We start from the raw sequence: 13,148 nt of genomic DNA on the forward strand, positions 1-13,148 counted from the left end.
GTGAATAACAGGACGGATGAATACGCGATTTTACCCGACCCGCCGCCGTTTTCCCGGTTCGGAGTATTATCTCGTCCATGACGCCGAATGTTATCGAAGAAGTCCTGTTGCTGCGCGCGGAGATCGCCGCCGCCGCCGCTCGCCTGATCGCGCAGGATGGCCACGATTACAATTCGGCCAAGCGCAAGGCCGCCAAACAGATACTGGGCGACACCCAGCCGCCGCTGAATCTGCTGCCGGACAATGCGCAGATCGAGGCCGAGGTGCGGATCTACCAGTCGCTGTTCCATGCCGACACCCAGCCGGCGCGGCTGTTCCGGCTGCGCACGCTGGCGGTGGATATCATGGAGGGTCTGAGCGCCTTCCATCCCTACCTGACCGGCGCGGTGTTGAACGGCACGGCCGGGCCGCACGACGACATCCATTTGCAACTGTTCGCCGACAGCGCCAAGGAAGTCGAGATCTTCCTGCTGAACCGGAATTTGCAGATCGACATCTCCGAGACGCCGCACTTCAAGGGACCGCGTTACGGCGCCGTCGAAACGGTCAGCTTCATGTGGCACAAGGAAGGCGTGCACGCCGCGCTGTATGAGCTCGACGATTTGCGCGGCGCGGTCAAGACCCGCGGCGACGGCAGGTTGCTGCGCGCCGACCTGGCCGCCGTGCGCGCCCTATTAGTTAACAGTACTCACGAGACCCCAAGCGAACCACCCACACCATGAACCAAAAACACCTGACCGCCTACATCGTTGTCGCTTTGTTATTCGCCGCCTCCGGCGCCTATGTCGGCTACACCAAACAAAACGCCGCGCCCCTGACCACCACCGTCCCGGCCGGCGTGACCGGCCCGGTGGCCGAGCTGTTCAAGCAAACCATGCCGGACGCCAAAGGCGCCGCCACGCCGCTGGCGCAGTACAAGGGCAAGGCGATGCTGGTCAATTTCTGGGCGCCGTGGTGCGGCCCGTGCGTGCAGGAGATGCCGGAGCTGTCGCAGCTGGCCGCCGGAGAAGAGGGCAAGAAGCTGCAAGTTATCGGTATCGGTATCGATTCGCCGACTAATATCGCCGAATTTAGCAACAAATACAAAATCACCTACCCGGTGCTGGTGGCCGGCATGAGCGGCACCGACCTGTCGCGCCAGTTCGGCAACAGCGGCGGCGGCTTGCCGTACACGGTGTTGATCGGCGCCGACGGCCAGGTCAAGAAGACCTATCTGGGCCGCTTGAAGTTTGAAGAGCTGCGCAAGGACCTGGCAACTCTGTAAGCAGATTCATAAGTTTTTTTCTCTTGCCAATGCCGGCAGTTGGCGGCAAAATGCGGAACTTTCGCGGAAAACGGTCTTGAACCATGGCAAAAAACCTCTTACTGCTCAACGGCCCCAACCTGAATTTGCTGGGTAGCCGCGAGCCCGAGGTCTACGGCGCTAGCACTTTGGCCGACATCGAACAGGCGGCCCAGGCACAAGCCCAGGCCGCCGGCGCGAGCTTGTCCTGCTTTCAGAGTAACCACGAGGGCGCACTGATCGACCGCATCCACGCCGCCAGAAGCGAAGGCGTGGACGCCATTGTCATCAACCCGGGCGGCCTGACCCACACCAGCGTGGCCTTGCGCGACGCCCTGGCGGGGGTGGCGATACCGTTCGTGGAAGTGCATATTTCGAATATTTATCAGCGCGAGTCGTTTCGTCACCACTCATTCCTGAGCGCGATCGCACTAGGCACGATCTGTGGACTGGGTATCGAAGGATATCGGTTTGCCATCGACTTCGTCCTTAAAAGGCGTTAATCTACGCGATCTGCGCTTATTTTAAGCTCGGTTCCGCCCACAAGGCGCCACCGCTCACCACATAACAAGATATTCCTGGGGGTTACATGGATCTACGCAAGCTGAAGACCTTGATTGATTTGGTCGCCGAATCGGACATCGCCGAACTCGAAGTGACCGAGGGCGAAAGCAAAGTCCGCATCGTCAAGTCGTCCGCCCTGCCACAAAACCAGATGGTGATGATGCAGCCGCAAGGCATGCAGCAATACCACTCGGCTCCGGCCCCAGCCGCAGCCGCGCCCGCCGCCGCACCGGTGGCCGTCGCCGCCGAGCCGACCGGCCACATCGTGAAATCGCCGATGGTCGGCACCTTCTACCGTTCGTCGGCGCCGGGTTCCGCCGCGTATGTCGAAGTGGGCGCCACCGTCAAGGAAGGCGACACCCTGTGCATCATCGAAGCGATGAAGCTGCTGAATGAAATCGATGCCGACAAGTCCGGCACGATCACCCAGATCCTGGTCGAGAACGGCCAGCCGGTCGAATTTGGCCAACCGCTGTTTGTGATAGGCTAAGACCGGCTCGCGCCCTCCCCGTCGGTGACGGGCGCTCCGGCTTGGTCCGCATTCCCTCCTCTACCTGACGTCGCCGGTCCGCCGGCACTCACAGACATACGCGAACCTATCATGTTTGAAAAAATCCTTATTGCCAACCGTGGCGAAATCGCCCTTCGTATCCAGCGCGCTTGCCGCGAAATGGGCATCAAGACGGTTGTGGTCCACTCGGAAGCGGACAAAGACGCCAAATACGTGAAGTTGGCGGATGAATCGGTGTGCATCGGCCCGGCGCCGTCATCGCTCAGCTATCTGAACATGCCAGCCATCATCAGCGCGGCCGAAGTCACCGACGCCGAAGCGATCCATCCCGGTTACGGCTTCCTGTCGGAGAACGCCGACTTCGCCGAGCGCGTCGAGAAATCCGGCTTCGTCTTCATCGGCCCGCGTTCGGAATCGATCCGTTTGATGGGCGATAAAGTCTCGGCCAAGCAGACCATGATCAAGGCCGGCGTGCCGTGCGTGCCCGGTTCCGACGGCGCCTTGCCCGACGATCCGAAAGCCATCGTGCAAATCGCGCGCAAGGTCGGCTATCCGGTCATCATCAAGGCGGCCGGTGGCGGCGGCGGTCGCGGCATGCGCGTGGTGCATACCGAAGCGGCGCTGATCAACGCGGTCGCGATGACCAAGACCGAAGCCGGCAGCGCCTTCGGCAATCCGGAAGTCTACATGGAGAAGTACCTGGAAAATCCGCGTCACGTGGAAATCCAGATCCTGGCCGACGAACACAAGAACGCCGTCTGGCTGGGCGAACGCGACTGCTCGATGCAGCGCCGCCACCAGAAGGTGATCGAGGAAGCGCCGGCGCCGGGCATCCCGCGCAAGCTGATCGAGAAGATCGGCGACCGTTGCGCCGAAGCCTGCCGCAAGATCGGCTATCGCGGCGCCGGCACCTTCGAGTTCCTGTATGAGAACGGCGAGTTCTACTTCATCGAGATGAACACCCGCGTCCAGGTCGAACACCCGGTCACCGAAATGATCACCGGCATCGACATCGTGCAGGAGCAGATCCGCATCGCCGCCGGCGAGAAGCTGCGTTTCCGCCAGCGCGACGTGATGCTGTCCGGTCACGCCATCGAGTGCCGCATCAACGCCGAGGACGCGTTCAAGTTCACGCCGTCGCCGGGCCGCATCACTTCCTGGCACGTGCCGGGCGGTCCGGGCGTGCGCGTCGACTCGCATGCCTACGCGGGTTATTATGTACCGCCGCACTACGATTCGATGATCGGCAAGGTGATCTCCTACGGCGCCACCCGCGAGCAGGCGATCCGCCGCATGCAGATCGCGCTGTCGGAAATGGTGGTCGAAGGCATCTCGACCAACATCCCGCTGCACCGCGAGCTGATGGTCGACGCCCGTTTCATCGAAGGCGGCACCAACATCCATTACCTGGAACAGAAACTGGCCGACATGCCGGATCTGCACAAACTGAGCTTGAAGGCTGCACAATAATGAGCTGGACTGAAATCGTCATCGAAATCGCCCGCGACCACGCGGAAGCACTGTCGGAAGCGCTGATGGACGTGGGCGCGCTGTCGGTGTCCGTGGAAGACGCGGACGAAGGCACCGACGCGGAAAAACCGCTGTTCGGCGAGCCGGGCATGGAACCGACCGAGGCGGCGTGGGACCACAGCCGCGTGGTCGCCCTGACCAACGAAGATGACGACCAGGCGGTGATCGTCGCCGCCGCCGCCGGCCAGATCGGCCTGGCGACGCTGCCGAAGTTCACCACCCGCAAGGTGGAGGAACAGGACTGGGTGCGTCTGACCCAGTCGCAGTTCGCGCCTATTCATATCGGCAAGAACATCTGGGTCGTGCCGAGCTGGCACGAGGCGCCGAATCCCGACGCGCTGATCCTGGAGCTGGACCCCGGTCTGGCCTTCGGCACCGGCAGCCATCCGACCACCCGTCTGTGCATGGAGTGGCTGGAGGCGCATCCGGCGCCGGACAAGACCGTGCTCGACTACGGCTGCGGTTCCGGCATCCTGGCGATGGTGGCCAAGAAGGTCGGCGCCGGGGAAGTGGTCGGCGTCGACATCGATCCGCAGGCGATCGAATCGGCGGCGGACAACGCCCAGCGCAACCAGTGCGAGATCGAGTTCTTCCTGCCGGACAGCTTCGCCGAGTCGAAGCATGCGACGCAGAAGTTCGACATCGTGGTGGCCAACATCCTGTCCAGCCCGCTGAAGCTGATGGCGCCGATGCTGTCCGGCCGCGTCGCCGACGGCGGCGCGCTGATCCTGTCCGGCGTGCTGGCGCGCCAGGCGGAGGAAGTGGCGGCCGCGTATGCGCCGTTCATCCAGCTGGGCGTGTGGGCGGAGCAAGAAGGTTGGGTGGCGCTGCACGGCCGCCTCGGTAGCGACACGGCACCGGCGGCACGCTAACCACGGCAATGGCGCTCGCCACCAAATGCCCCCACTGCAACACGACATTTCGGGTCGCTCATGACCAGTTGAAATTACGTGGGGGCATAGTGCGCTGTGGCTCCTGCAATGAAGTCTTCGACGGCAACGCGGCTTTGCTGGAGCCGATCGCCAAACCCCAGCCGGTGGTCATCCCGCCGCCGGCGACACCTCTCCCCTTCGACCAGACGATGGCCGCGCTGGACACCCGCGCCGCCGAAGTGCTGGGCAACGAACCGATCCACACGCTGGAACTCGATACCGCGCTGGAGCCGGCCGACACCACGCCGCCCACCGCCATCGACATCGAGCTCGACCTCGAACTGGCGCCGGACGCGCCGCAGCACGAGCCGGAGGCGCAGCCGGAACCGGAGCGCGATCAGCAGCCCGAACCGGCTGCCGCGCAGCAGACCGCGCCGACGCCGGAGCCCGAGCCAGCCCCCATAAACGAGCAGGAATCGGCTTCGGTTTCGCCGCCGCCCGACGAACAGGCGCACGACCCCGAGCCGGCGGCCCAAGCACCGCTCGACCTCGATCTCGACCTGGATCTCGATCTGGACATCGAACCGGCCGCCGAACCGGCATCGGCGCACGAGTCCGAGCCACCTGCCGAACCCGGGCCGGCCATCGAAGCAGAGCCGTCCGACGGCGAGCAAGTCTTCGAAGAGACCCTGCGCGACCGGCCGCTGACGCACGAGGAACTGGAAGCCGCTCTGGCAGCCGAGCTGAAGGCGATCGAGCAATCAATCGCCTCCGACCAGCAACAGGACGTGGCCGCCGAGCCGGAGCCGGAGCCGGCCCCCGACCACCGCCGCGAACCGACCTGGGGCGTACCTAGCGCCGCCGACGACATCGCCGCCGCCGCGCCACCGCCACACCGCCTGCGCGACGACGAACTGGACGAGGTCGACGAAGAAGCGCTGATCCAACTCTCCAGCGCCGGCCTGGCCGAAGCCAAGACCGCCAGCGCCCACGCCTACCTGCAAGCCGCGGTGGCGGCCGACGAACCCGCGCCCGACGTTGAAGACGAAGACGAAGCCGAAGACAGCGAACCCGGCTTCATCAAGCGCGACCGCCGCCGCCAGAAGTTCGGCAAGGCCGCCACCATCGCCATGAGCCTCGGCTCGGTGCTGCTGACCGCCGCGCTGATCGCGCAAGGCCTGACCACCTACCGCAACCAGATCGCCGCCGCCATCCCGGCGCTGAAGCCCGCGTTGCTGGCCGCCTGCACCACGCTGGGTTGCAAGATCGAACTGCCGGCCCAGATCGACGACCTCACCATCGAACAAGGCGAACTGCAAACCCTGAGCGACACCACCTTCTCCTTCACCACGCTGTTGCGCAACCAAGGCGCCAGCGCGCAAGCCTGGCCGCACATCGAACTGATGCTGGACGACGCCGCCGACAAGCACATCCTGCGCCGCGTCTTCACCCCGCGCGACTACCTCGGCCCCGACGCCGCGCCCGACCGCGGCTTCGCTCCGCACACCGAGCAATCCGTTAAACTGTACTTCGAACTGAAGCAGCTGAAAGCATCCGGCTATCACATTGCAGTCTTCTATCCATAAAGATCTATCATGACCCAGACCTCTCTGATTTGCGGCTCGATCGCCATCGACACCATCCTGCAATTCCCGGGCCGCTTCGACAGCATCCTGCTGGCCGACCAGCTGCACAAGGTGAACGTCTCGTTCCTGGCGCCGACAATGCGCACGGAATTCGGCGGCTGCGCGCCCAACATCGCCTACAACCTGCAACTGCTGGGCGGCGCGCCGCGCATCGTCGGCGTCATGGGCCAGGACAACGCCGCGTACATGGAGCGCTTCCGCAAGCTGGGTCTCGCCACCGACAACATCCTGATCAAGCCCGAGGCCTACAACGCCCAGTGCTTCGTCACCGCCGACGAAGACAACAACCAGATCAACGCCTTCCACCCGGGCGCGATGTCGTACGCGCACGAGAACGACGTCGCCAAGGCCGGACCGGCGGCGATCGCCATCATCTCGCCGGACGGCCACCTCGGCATGCAGAAGCACGCCGCCGACCTGGCCAAGCTGCAGATCCCGTTCATCTTCGACCCGGGCCAGCAACTGCCGATGTTCAACGGCGCGGAGCTGATCGCCTTCATCGACCAGGCCACCTACGTCACCACCAACGACTACGAGATCGAACTGCTGATGGACCGCACCGGCCTCACGATCCCGGACATCGCCGGCCGCCTGGAAGCGCTGATCATCACGCGCGGCGAGCAGGGTTCGGAGATCTACACCAAGGGCGAGCGCATCGAAATCCCGGCGGTGCCGGTGGCCGAAGCGATCGACCCGACCGGTTGCGGCGACGCCTACCGCGCCGGCCTGCTGTTCGGCATCACCAACGGCTGGAAATGGGAAACCACCGGCCGCCTGGCCAGCCTGCTGGGCGCGATCAAGATCGCCAGCAAGGGCGCACAGAACCACACGCCGACCGCCGCCGAGATCGCGGACAAGTTCGAAGCCGCCTTCGGCTACCGCTACTAACAGCCCCCCTTCTCGGTGTCAGTGCCGACATTCGGACACGAGCTCATGTCCGAATGTCGGCACTGACACCGGATGTAAGAAAGCCCCGCCAGCCTGAACGCGCTCAAGATCGCGCTCAGTGCCGACGGGGCTTTTCATTTGCGGCGGCGGATTTCAGCGGCCGCCGAACGCCATGCCCAGCAGGATGTTGGCGATCTGCAGCAGGATCAGCGCCACCAGCAGCGACAGATCCAGATTCCCCACCAGCGGCACAACGCGACGCAGCGGACGCAGCAGCGGCTCGTTGAGCGCGCGCACGAACGGCGCCAGCGGCGCATGCGGATTGATCCAGCTGAAGATCGCCTCGACCACCAGCAGCGCCATGAAACCGTACAGGATCCACTGCAGGAAGCGCTGGCACGCCATCAGCAGCATCGCCTGCGGCGGCCAGCCGGCCAACAACAGCACCGAGGTCGCCAGCAGCACGATCAGGAAGGCCCCGATCAGGCTGGCCCAGTCGTAGCCGCCCACACCGGGTACGATGCGGCGCAACGGCCGCACCAGCCAATCCGATAATTGGAAAGTGAATTGCGCCACCGACGATGGCGGACGGACGCGGATCGCCTGCATCCAGAAGCGCAGCAACAAGGCCCCGCCCAACAGGGTGGCGATGGCGTCGACAATCAACATGACAATACTAAGCACGAATCCCCTCCAATAAAAAAGCCGCTGTGTGATTGTCTCACACAGCGGCCGGTTGCCTCAGCAGGCACCTAAGCGCGGACGCTTAGGAAGGACGCGTGCTGGTTGGGAACGGCCATGCTGCTGCCGGCGCCAACACGGTTTTTGCTGCTGGCGCAGCGGCTGGAGCGGCTGGCTTGGCGACAGCTTCCTTCTTCGGTGCGGCAGGCTTTTTCGGCGCTGCTTTTTTCGCGGCTGGTTTAGCTGCTACTGGAGCTGCGGCGGCTGGCGCTGCTGCTGCCGGTGCCGGTGCGGCGGCCGGAGCCGGCGCTGGAGCGGCTGCCGGTTTGGCGGCGACCTTCTTGGCGGCTGGCTTGGCGGCTGGTTTAGCTGCTGGCTTGGCGGCGACTGGTTTAGCAGCCGGCTTAGCCGCTGCTTTAACCGGCTTTTTTGCTGCTGGCTTAGCCGCTGCCTTTGCAGCCGGTTTGGCTGCTGCTTTTACCACTGGTTTTTTGGCGACAGCTTTTTTGGCTGCTGGTTTAGCGGCTGCTTTGGCAACCGGCTTCTTCGCTGCTGGCTTCGCGGCGACTTTTTTCGCTGCCGGTTTGGCGGCTACTTTTTTAGCTGCTGGCTTGGCGGCTGGTTTGGCTGCCGCTTTTTTGGCGACTGGCTTGGCGGCTGCTTTTTTAGCGACTGGCTTGGCGGCTGCTTTTTTAGCGGCTGGTTTGGCGGCGGCTTTGGCGACGACTTTTTTCGCTGCTGGTTTAGCGGCTACTTTTTTCGCTGCTGGCTTGGCTACTGCTTTTTTCGCTGCTGGTTTCGCTGCTGCTTTGGCGACGACTTTTTTCGCTGCTGGCTTGGCGGCTACTTTTTTCGCTGCTGGTTTAGCTGCTGCTTTGGCGACGACTTTTTTCGCTGCTGGTTTAGCGGCTACTTTTTTCGCGGCTGGTTTAGCGGCCGGTTTGGCGGCTGCTTTTTTCACTGCTGGTTTGGCGGCAGCTTTTGCTGCTGGCTTGGCGGCGGCTTTCGCTGCGACAGGCTTTTTCGCTGGGGCGGCGGCTTTAGCGGCCGGTTTCTTTGCTGCTGGTTTCTTTGCGGCTGTTGCCATTTTTAGTTCTCCTTCATCGGGGATGGGAAAAATTCATTACAAGATTTAAACCCGTCCAGCCCGGAATTGGGCCAGGCGAATTATTCATCGGCACAAACCAACGACGTTTGCGCTAATGAATTCGGCGCCGGCTGAACTGCTGCAACCCCTCACGAGTGCAGCGCTTCAGCCATCGACCTGCCCGCCGTCCGAGGCCGGCGCGGCGTGCAGGTACTAATCTTGTTGCGACGTTGCGGGTGGTCTCGGGCGTGTACTCAGCTCCTGGGACCTACGTCGCAGCCATTCACGGTTTTCGTTTTCAAAGAAAAAACCGCCCAGCCCGAACCTAATCAGGCAAGACGGTTGAACAAAAACGGTGTGGTCTTGTGCATATCTGTGTGAATCGAATCCCGTATCGCGATCATTTGTGCGGCCTGCGCGCTTTAAAAAACGCAGCATTTACATTCACGCATTTTCATTCTCGTAAAGTACACGAAAACCTTGTCGGAGCGCAACCGGCACGATAGATATCGCGCGCTTTTTTTTCGGCTTAAGCTCGCCAACTCACATACGCGCGCCGCTTCCACCTGCTTGCTTGCGACGCCGCGTTCGCGATGTGCGCGCTCAATCGTGTTCGGAAGGACGCCGCGCGCGTCGCGCGGAAAATCCGCGCATCAAAGCGCGCCTTATGACGCCTGGGTTTCTTCGATGTCGCCATCGCCGCCGCGCGCACCGCGCGACCCGCTTCCGAATCCGAGAGCGCCGCCGCATCGCTGGCGCGCTGTCGCTGCTCACTGTTTTTAAATTCGTCGCGATTATGAGACAGAGTGCGACGATTGGCAAGCACAATACTGCGCCGCGCCGCGGCACGTCTGCGTTTCGCATGCGCAGTCACGCTCATGTTGGTGATTGTAAATCGGCGTTAAGCATGGCCAGCATGCGGCGCGACGTGAAGGATTATTCGGCGTCGCCGTGCTTGCGCTGGACCAGCCAGTGGTTCATGCCGGCGGCGAAGCGCTTCAACAGTCGCGCCAGATCGCGGCGCTCGGCGGCGCTCCAATCGGCCATCAATTCGCCGACCAGTTCCTCGCGCATACGGTCGATGGCGTCGGCCATCTCGCGTCCCAGCTCGGTCACTTCGGCTTCGCGCACACGCTTGTCGCGCGCGCCGGCGCGCCGCACCACCAGCCCCAGTTCGTCCAGCCGCGCCACCTGCCGACTCACTGTCGTGTAATCGCGGCCGACCACTTCGGCCAGCTCCACCACGCCGATCGGACCGCGACGATCAATGCGCACCAGCAAAGGAAGCAGCGCGCGTTCGAGCGGCATCGACATGTCGGCCATCAGTGCGACGTCGGGCTCGGGACGGCTCATGAAGCCGATGATGTCGAGCAGCGCGTCATGCATATCGCGGATATCTTTATTCATATGTGCATTATACACATAGTTATTGACACGATTTTGGCGTCGGAATATTATGTGCATAATACACATATACAGGAGTGAAGCATGCACACCATCGACACCGACATCCTCATCTGCGGCGCCGGCGCCGCCGGATTGACGCTCGCCATCGACCTCGCTCGGCGCCATGTCGACTTCGTGCTGATCGATAAGGCGGAGCAGCCATTCGACGGTTCGCGCGGCAAGGGGATCCAACCGCGCACGCTGGAGATCTTCGAAGCGCTGGGCGTGGCCGACCGCATGGCCGCCGCCGGCGGCCACTATCCACCACAGCGAAAATACCGCGCCGACGGTGCTTACGATGAGCAGCCGGTGGTCGAAGCGACGCCGCCCTCGCCGGCCGAACCATACGGCCAGCCGCTGATGCTGCCGCAGCAGATGACCGAGGCGATCCTGCGCGCGCGGCTGGCGGAACTGGGACACGCGCCGCGCTATGCGCACGCGCTGGACGGTTTCGACCAGGACGCGGATGGCGTCGACGCGCGCGTGGCGGCGGCCGACGGCGTCGTCACGATCAGGGCGCGCTACCTGGTCGGCGCCGACGGTGGCCGCAGCCTGGTGCGCAAGACGCTGGCGATCGGCTTTGCCGGCGAAGCGCTGGCGATGCGCGCGGTGGTGGCCGACCTGTCGCTCACCGGACTGTCGCGCGAGGCGTGGCATCGCTGGGGGGATGGTCCGCGACAGATCAGTCTCTGTCCGTTGATGGGTACCCAGCTGTTCCAGTTGCAGATGCCTATTCCTTTGGAGGGTGATTTCGACGCGTCCGATACCGGACTCGCCGCCATCATCGCCGAACGCACCGGACGTGACGACATCGCCGCGCGGGGTGTGCATTGGCGGTCGGTATATGCGATGAGTTCCCGGCTGGCGGAACGCTACCGGGTCGGCCGCGTCTTCATCGCCGGCGACGCGGCCCACATCCATCCGCCGACCGGTGGCCAGGGATTGAACACCAGCGTGCAGGACGCGTGGAACTTGGGATGGAAGCTGGCGGCGGTGCTGGCCGGCGCGCCGGATGCGCTGCTCGACAGCTATGAGGCCGAGCGGCGCGGCATCGCCGCCGACATGCTGGGACTCTCCGCCAAGCTGCTCGACGCCGCGCGCAAGGATGGCGACCTGCGGCGCGGACGCGAGACGCAGCAGCTCGACCTGGGTTATCGCTCGTCGCCGCTGTCGCTCGATGAGCGGGGCGAAGGCGCTCGCCTTCGCCCCGGCGACCGCGCGCCCGATGCGCCATGCATTGGGGCGGGCGGACAGGCGCTGCGTTTGTTCTCGCTCATATATAGCGGCGGCTGGACGCTGCTGCGCTACGAAGCGGGCGGGCCGGCGGCGACGGCGAATCGGCGCGGCCTGCGCATCATCGACATCGGCGCCGATGCCGAAGTGCGCGACCAGGCCGGCCACCTGCGCGACGCCTACGGCTTCCGGTGCGGCGATCTCGCCCTGATCCGTCCCGACGGCTACCTCGCCGCGCTGGTGGCGGATGAGCAAAGCGAGGCTTTGGCAACTTACCTGGATACTTGGGTGCGGTGAGCGCGCTTCACGACAGTCAATCCGCCGCCAGCAATCCGCGCCTGGCCAGACGCTCGCGCGCATCGGCCAGCGCGGTGCCTGTCCAGCCATTTAAGGTACAGCTCCATCTGCCCTTTGTGCGAGGCCTTGAAGCGGCCGAGTTTAAGTTCCACCGCCACCAGGCGGCGCAAGCGGCGATGGAAGAACAGCAGGTCGAGGTGGAAGTCCTCGCCGTCGATGACCATCCGTTTTTTCCGCTCGACGAAGGCGAAGCCTTTGCCAAGCTCAAGGATAAAAGCCTTCAATTGAAGCAGAATCGCAGCCTCCAAATCAGCCTCGTCGTAACCCTGATTCAAGCCGAGGAAGTCGAGGAAATATGGATCTTTAAAGATAGAGGAAGGTGTGGCCTCCTCCGTGGGAGGTACGGGTGGGGTGAACGTGCCGGCAAGTTCGCTCCGCTCGAAGCTTTTACGATCAATTTGCCGGCGTAACTCCCGCACGCCCCAGCTCTCTGCAATACTTTGCTGCGCATAATACTGACGCGCCGCGTCTGCTTTTATAGTAATCAACAATAGGAAGTGGCTCCAACTCAATTTGCGTAACAGTGTCACGACAATTTCTGAATTGGAAAAAGTTTGTACGAATTGCACCATGCGGCGCAGGTTAGGACCATCAAACCCCCGGCCAAATTCCTGCCCAAGCCTTTGGCCCAGACGGTTCATTAGTTGTGCGCCATACTCGGCGCGCTCGCCTCCCAGCACTTCGGTGGATAAGCGACGGCCAACCGTCCAATATAGCTGGCTCAGCTCGGCGTTGACGGTGGCGGACAAGCGCTGCCGGCTGGAGGCGATGAGTGCGCGCAACTCCGCGTGCAAGGGTTCCACGCCATCTATCGGCATCAGGTCGGATTTGTTCATGAAGTTCTCCCCAGTGTGCGAACCAGAGATCACTCTTACCCGGCTGCCGGCGCGGGGCATTGATCCGCCATAAAAAAAAGCCCCGCGATGCGGTAATGCCGTTCAGTTAAGACTGAACGGCATTTTTATTTTATTGGTTGTAAACATCGGCAATCGCTGTTAACCTGCGTCGCGATGATCGACGACGCTCTCCATTTCCTCGCTAACGGCCTGGA

General features: G+C 63.1%; 14 protein-coding genes. 9 read left to right on the forward strand and 5 right to left on the reverse strand.

The genetic code is table 11. The features are described 5' to 3' along the window. Nucleotides 1-77: 77 nt before the first annotated feature. The 8 genes from GW587_RS20890 (at nt 78) to GW587_RS20925 (ending at nt 7,293) form a co-directional block, all read left to right on the forward strand. On the forward strand, nt 78-722 hold the full coding sequence (locus GW587_RS20890; RefSeq protein ID WP_166106529.1) for a hypothetical protein: 645 nt from the start codon (nt 78-80) through the stop codon (nt 720-722). After that, a complete protein-coding gene (locus GW587_RS20895; RefSeq protein WP_166106530.1) occupies nt 719-1,264 on the forward strand; it encodes a TlpA family protein disulfide reductase in 546 nt (181 codons plus the stop codon). The genes GW587_RS20890 and GW587_RS20895 overlap by 4 nt, the downstream gene beginning before the upstream one ends. 83 nt (nt 1,265-1,347) lie before the next feature. Further along, the gene (gene aroQ / locus GW587_RS20900; RefSeq protein ID WP_166106531.1) at nt 1,348-1,785 is read left to right on the forward strand and encodes a type II 3-dehydroquinate dehydratase; all 438 of its coding nucleotides are present in this window, start codon (nt 1,348-1,350) and stop codon (nt 1,783-1,785) included. A gap of 86 nt (nt 1,786-1,871) precedes the next feature. After that, nucleotides 1,872-2,336 (forward strand): acetyl-CoA carboxylase biotin carboxyl carrier protein, encoded by a 465-nt coding sequence (gene accB, locus GW587_RS20905; protein WP_166106532.1) that lies wholly within the window; start codon nt 1,872-1,874, stop codon nt 2,334-2,336. A 111-nt stretch (nt 2,337-2,447) separates the two neighbouring features. Continuing rightward, on the forward strand, nt 2,448-3,827 hold the full coding sequence (gene accC / locus GW587_RS20910) for an acetyl-CoA carboxylase biotin carboxylase subunit (RefSeq protein ID WP_166106533.1): 1,380 nt from the start codon (nt 2,448-2,450) through the stop codon (nt 3,825-3,827). Further along, nucleotides 3,827-4,759 (forward strand): 50S ribosomal protein L11 methyltransferase, encoded by a 933-nt coding sequence (prmA, locus tag GW587_RS20915; RefSeq protein ID WP_166106534.1) that lies wholly within the window; start codon nt 3,827-3,829, stop codon nt 4,757-4,759. Before accC ends, prmA begins: the two co-directional genes overlap by 1 nt. A gap of 8 nt (nt 4,760-4,767) precedes the next feature. Further along, the gene (locus tag GW587_RS20920; RefSeq protein ID WP_166106535.1) at nt 4,768-6,345 is read left to right on the forward strand and encodes a DUF3426 domain-containing protein; all 1,578 of its coding nucleotides are present in this window, start codon (nt 4,768-4,770) and stop codon (nt 6,343-6,345) included. 9 nt (nt 6,346-6,354) lie between these two features. Then, on the forward strand, nt 6,355-7,293 hold the full coding sequence (locus GW587_RS20925; protein WP_166106536.1) for a carbohydrate kinase family protein: 939 nt from the start codon (nt 6,355-6,357) through the stop codon (nt 7,291-7,293). Nucleotides 7,294-7,446: 153 nt separating this feature from the next. Here GW587_RS20925 and GW587_RS20930 read toward each other — a convergent pair whose 3' ends face one another. The 4 genes from GW587_RS20930 to GW587_RS20945 all read right to left on the reverse strand — a co-directional run bounded on the left by GW587_RS20930 (nt 7,447) and on the right by GW587_RS20945 (nt 10,468). Continuing rightward, nucleotides 7,447-7,962, reverse strand: a complete 516-nt coding sequence (locus tag GW587_RS20930; RefSeq protein ID WP_166106558.1) for a YggT family protein — start codon at nt 7,960-7,962, stop codon at nt 7,447-7,449. Between the two features lie 97 nt (nt 7,963-8,059). After that, the gene (locus GW587_RS20935; protein WP_166106537.1) at nt 8,060-9,061 is read right to left on the reverse strand and encodes a transcriptional regulator; all 1,002 of its coding nucleotides are present in this window, start codon (nt 9,059-9,061) and stop codon (nt 8,060-8,062) included. Nucleotides 9,062-9,590: 529 nt separating this feature from the next. Continuing rightward, nucleotides 9,591-9,941, reverse strand: coding sequence for a hypothetical protein (locus GW587_RS20940; protein ID WP_166106538.1), 351 nt, complete (start codon nt 9,939-9,941; stop codon nt 9,591-9,593). A 56-nt stretch (nt 9,942-9,997) separates the two neighbouring features. Next, on the reverse strand, nt 9,998-10,468 hold the full coding sequence (locus GW587_RS20945) for a MarR family winged helix-turn-helix transcriptional regulator (RefSeq protein ID WP_229259569.1): 471 nt from the start codon (nt 10,466-10,468) through the stop codon (nt 9,998-10,000). Between the two features lie 81 nt (nt 10,469-10,549). Here GW587_RS20945 and GW587_RS20950 point away from each other — a divergent pair, with 81 nt between their 5' ends. Further along, the gene (locus tag GW587_RS20950; protein ID WP_166106539.1) at nt 10,550-12,037 is read left to right on the forward strand and encodes an FAD-dependent oxidoreductase; all 1,488 of its coding nucleotides are present in this window, start codon (nt 10,550-10,552) and stop codon (nt 12,035-12,037) included. Here GW587_RS20950 and GW587_RS20955 read toward each other — a convergent pair. After that, a complete protein-coding gene (locus GW587_RS20955; protein WP_166106540.1) occupies nt 12,013-12,933 on the reverse strand; it encodes a PDDEXK nuclease domain-containing protein in 921 nt (306 codons plus the stop codon). The two genes, GW587_RS20950 and GW587_RS20955, sit on opposite strands and share 25 nt — an antisense overlap. Between the last annotated feature and the right edge of the window lie 215 nt (nt 12,934-13,148).

This window comes from Duganella aceris, assembly GCF_011090165.1.
GTDB lineage: Bacteria > Pseudomonadota > Gammaproteobacteria > Burkholderiales > Burkholderiaceae_D > Rugamonas > Rugamonas aceris.

What these genes read in the sequence shown, in the direction of transcription:
- GW587_RS20945 (WP_229259569.1), bottom strand. Translation starts at nt 10,468, where the DNA reads ATGAATAAAGATATCCGCGATATGCATGACGCGCTGCTCGACATCATC.
- GW587_RS20890 (WP_166106529.1), top strand. Translation starts at nt 78, where the DNA reads ATGACGCCGAATGTTATCGAAGAAGTCCTGTTGCTGCGCGCGGAGATC.
- GW587_RS20935 (WP_166106537.1), bottom strand. Translation starts at nt 9,061, where the DNA reads ATGGCAACAGCCGCAAAGAAACCAGCAGCAAAGAAACCGGCCGCTAAA.
- GW587_RS20895 (WP_166106530.1), top strand. Translation starts at nt 719, where the DNA reads ATGAACCAAAAACACCTGACCGCCTACATCGTTGTCGCTTTGTTATTC.
- GW587_RS20940 (WP_166106538.1), bottom strand. Translation starts at nt 9,941, where the DNA reads ATGAGCGTGACTGCGCATGCGAAACGCAGACGTGCCGCGGCGCGGCGC.
- GW587_RS20925 (WP_166106536.1), top strand. Translation starts at nt 6,355, where the DNA reads ATGACCCAGACCTCTCTGATTTGCGGCTCGATCGCCATCGACACCATC.
- accB (WP_166106532.1), top strand. Translation starts at nt 1,872, where the DNA reads ATGGATCTACGCAAGCTGAAGACCTTGATTGATTTGGTCGCCGAATCG.
- GW587_RS20955 (WP_166106540.1), bottom strand. Translation starts at nt 12,933, where the DNA reads ATGAACAAATCCGACCTGATGCCGATAGATGGCGTGGAACCCTTGCAC.
- GW587_RS20930 (WP_166106558.1), bottom strand. Translation starts at nt 7,962, where the DNA reads ATGTTGATTGTCGACGCCATCGCCACCCTGTTGGGCGGGGCCTTGTTG.
- GW587_RS20950 (WP_166106539.1), top strand. Translation starts at nt 10,550, where the DNA reads ATGCACACCATCGACACCGACATCCTCATCTGCGGCGCCGGCGCCGCC.
- accC (WP_166106533.1), top strand. Translation starts at nt 2,448, where the DNA reads ATGTTTGAAAAAATCCTTATTGCCAACCGTGGCGAAATCGCCCTTCGT.
- prmA (WP_166106534.1), top strand. Translation starts at nt 3,827, where the DNA reads ATGAGCTGGACTGAAATCGTCATCGAAATCGCCCGCGACCACGCGGAA.
- aroQ (WP_166106531.1), top strand. Translation starts at nt 1,348, where the DNA reads ATGGCAAAAAACCTCTTACTGCTCAACGGCCCCAACCTGAATTTGCTG.
- GW587_RS20920 (WP_166106535.1), top strand. Translation starts at nt 4,768, where the DNA reads ATGGCGCTCGCCACCAAATGCCCCCACTGCAACACGACATTTCGGGTC.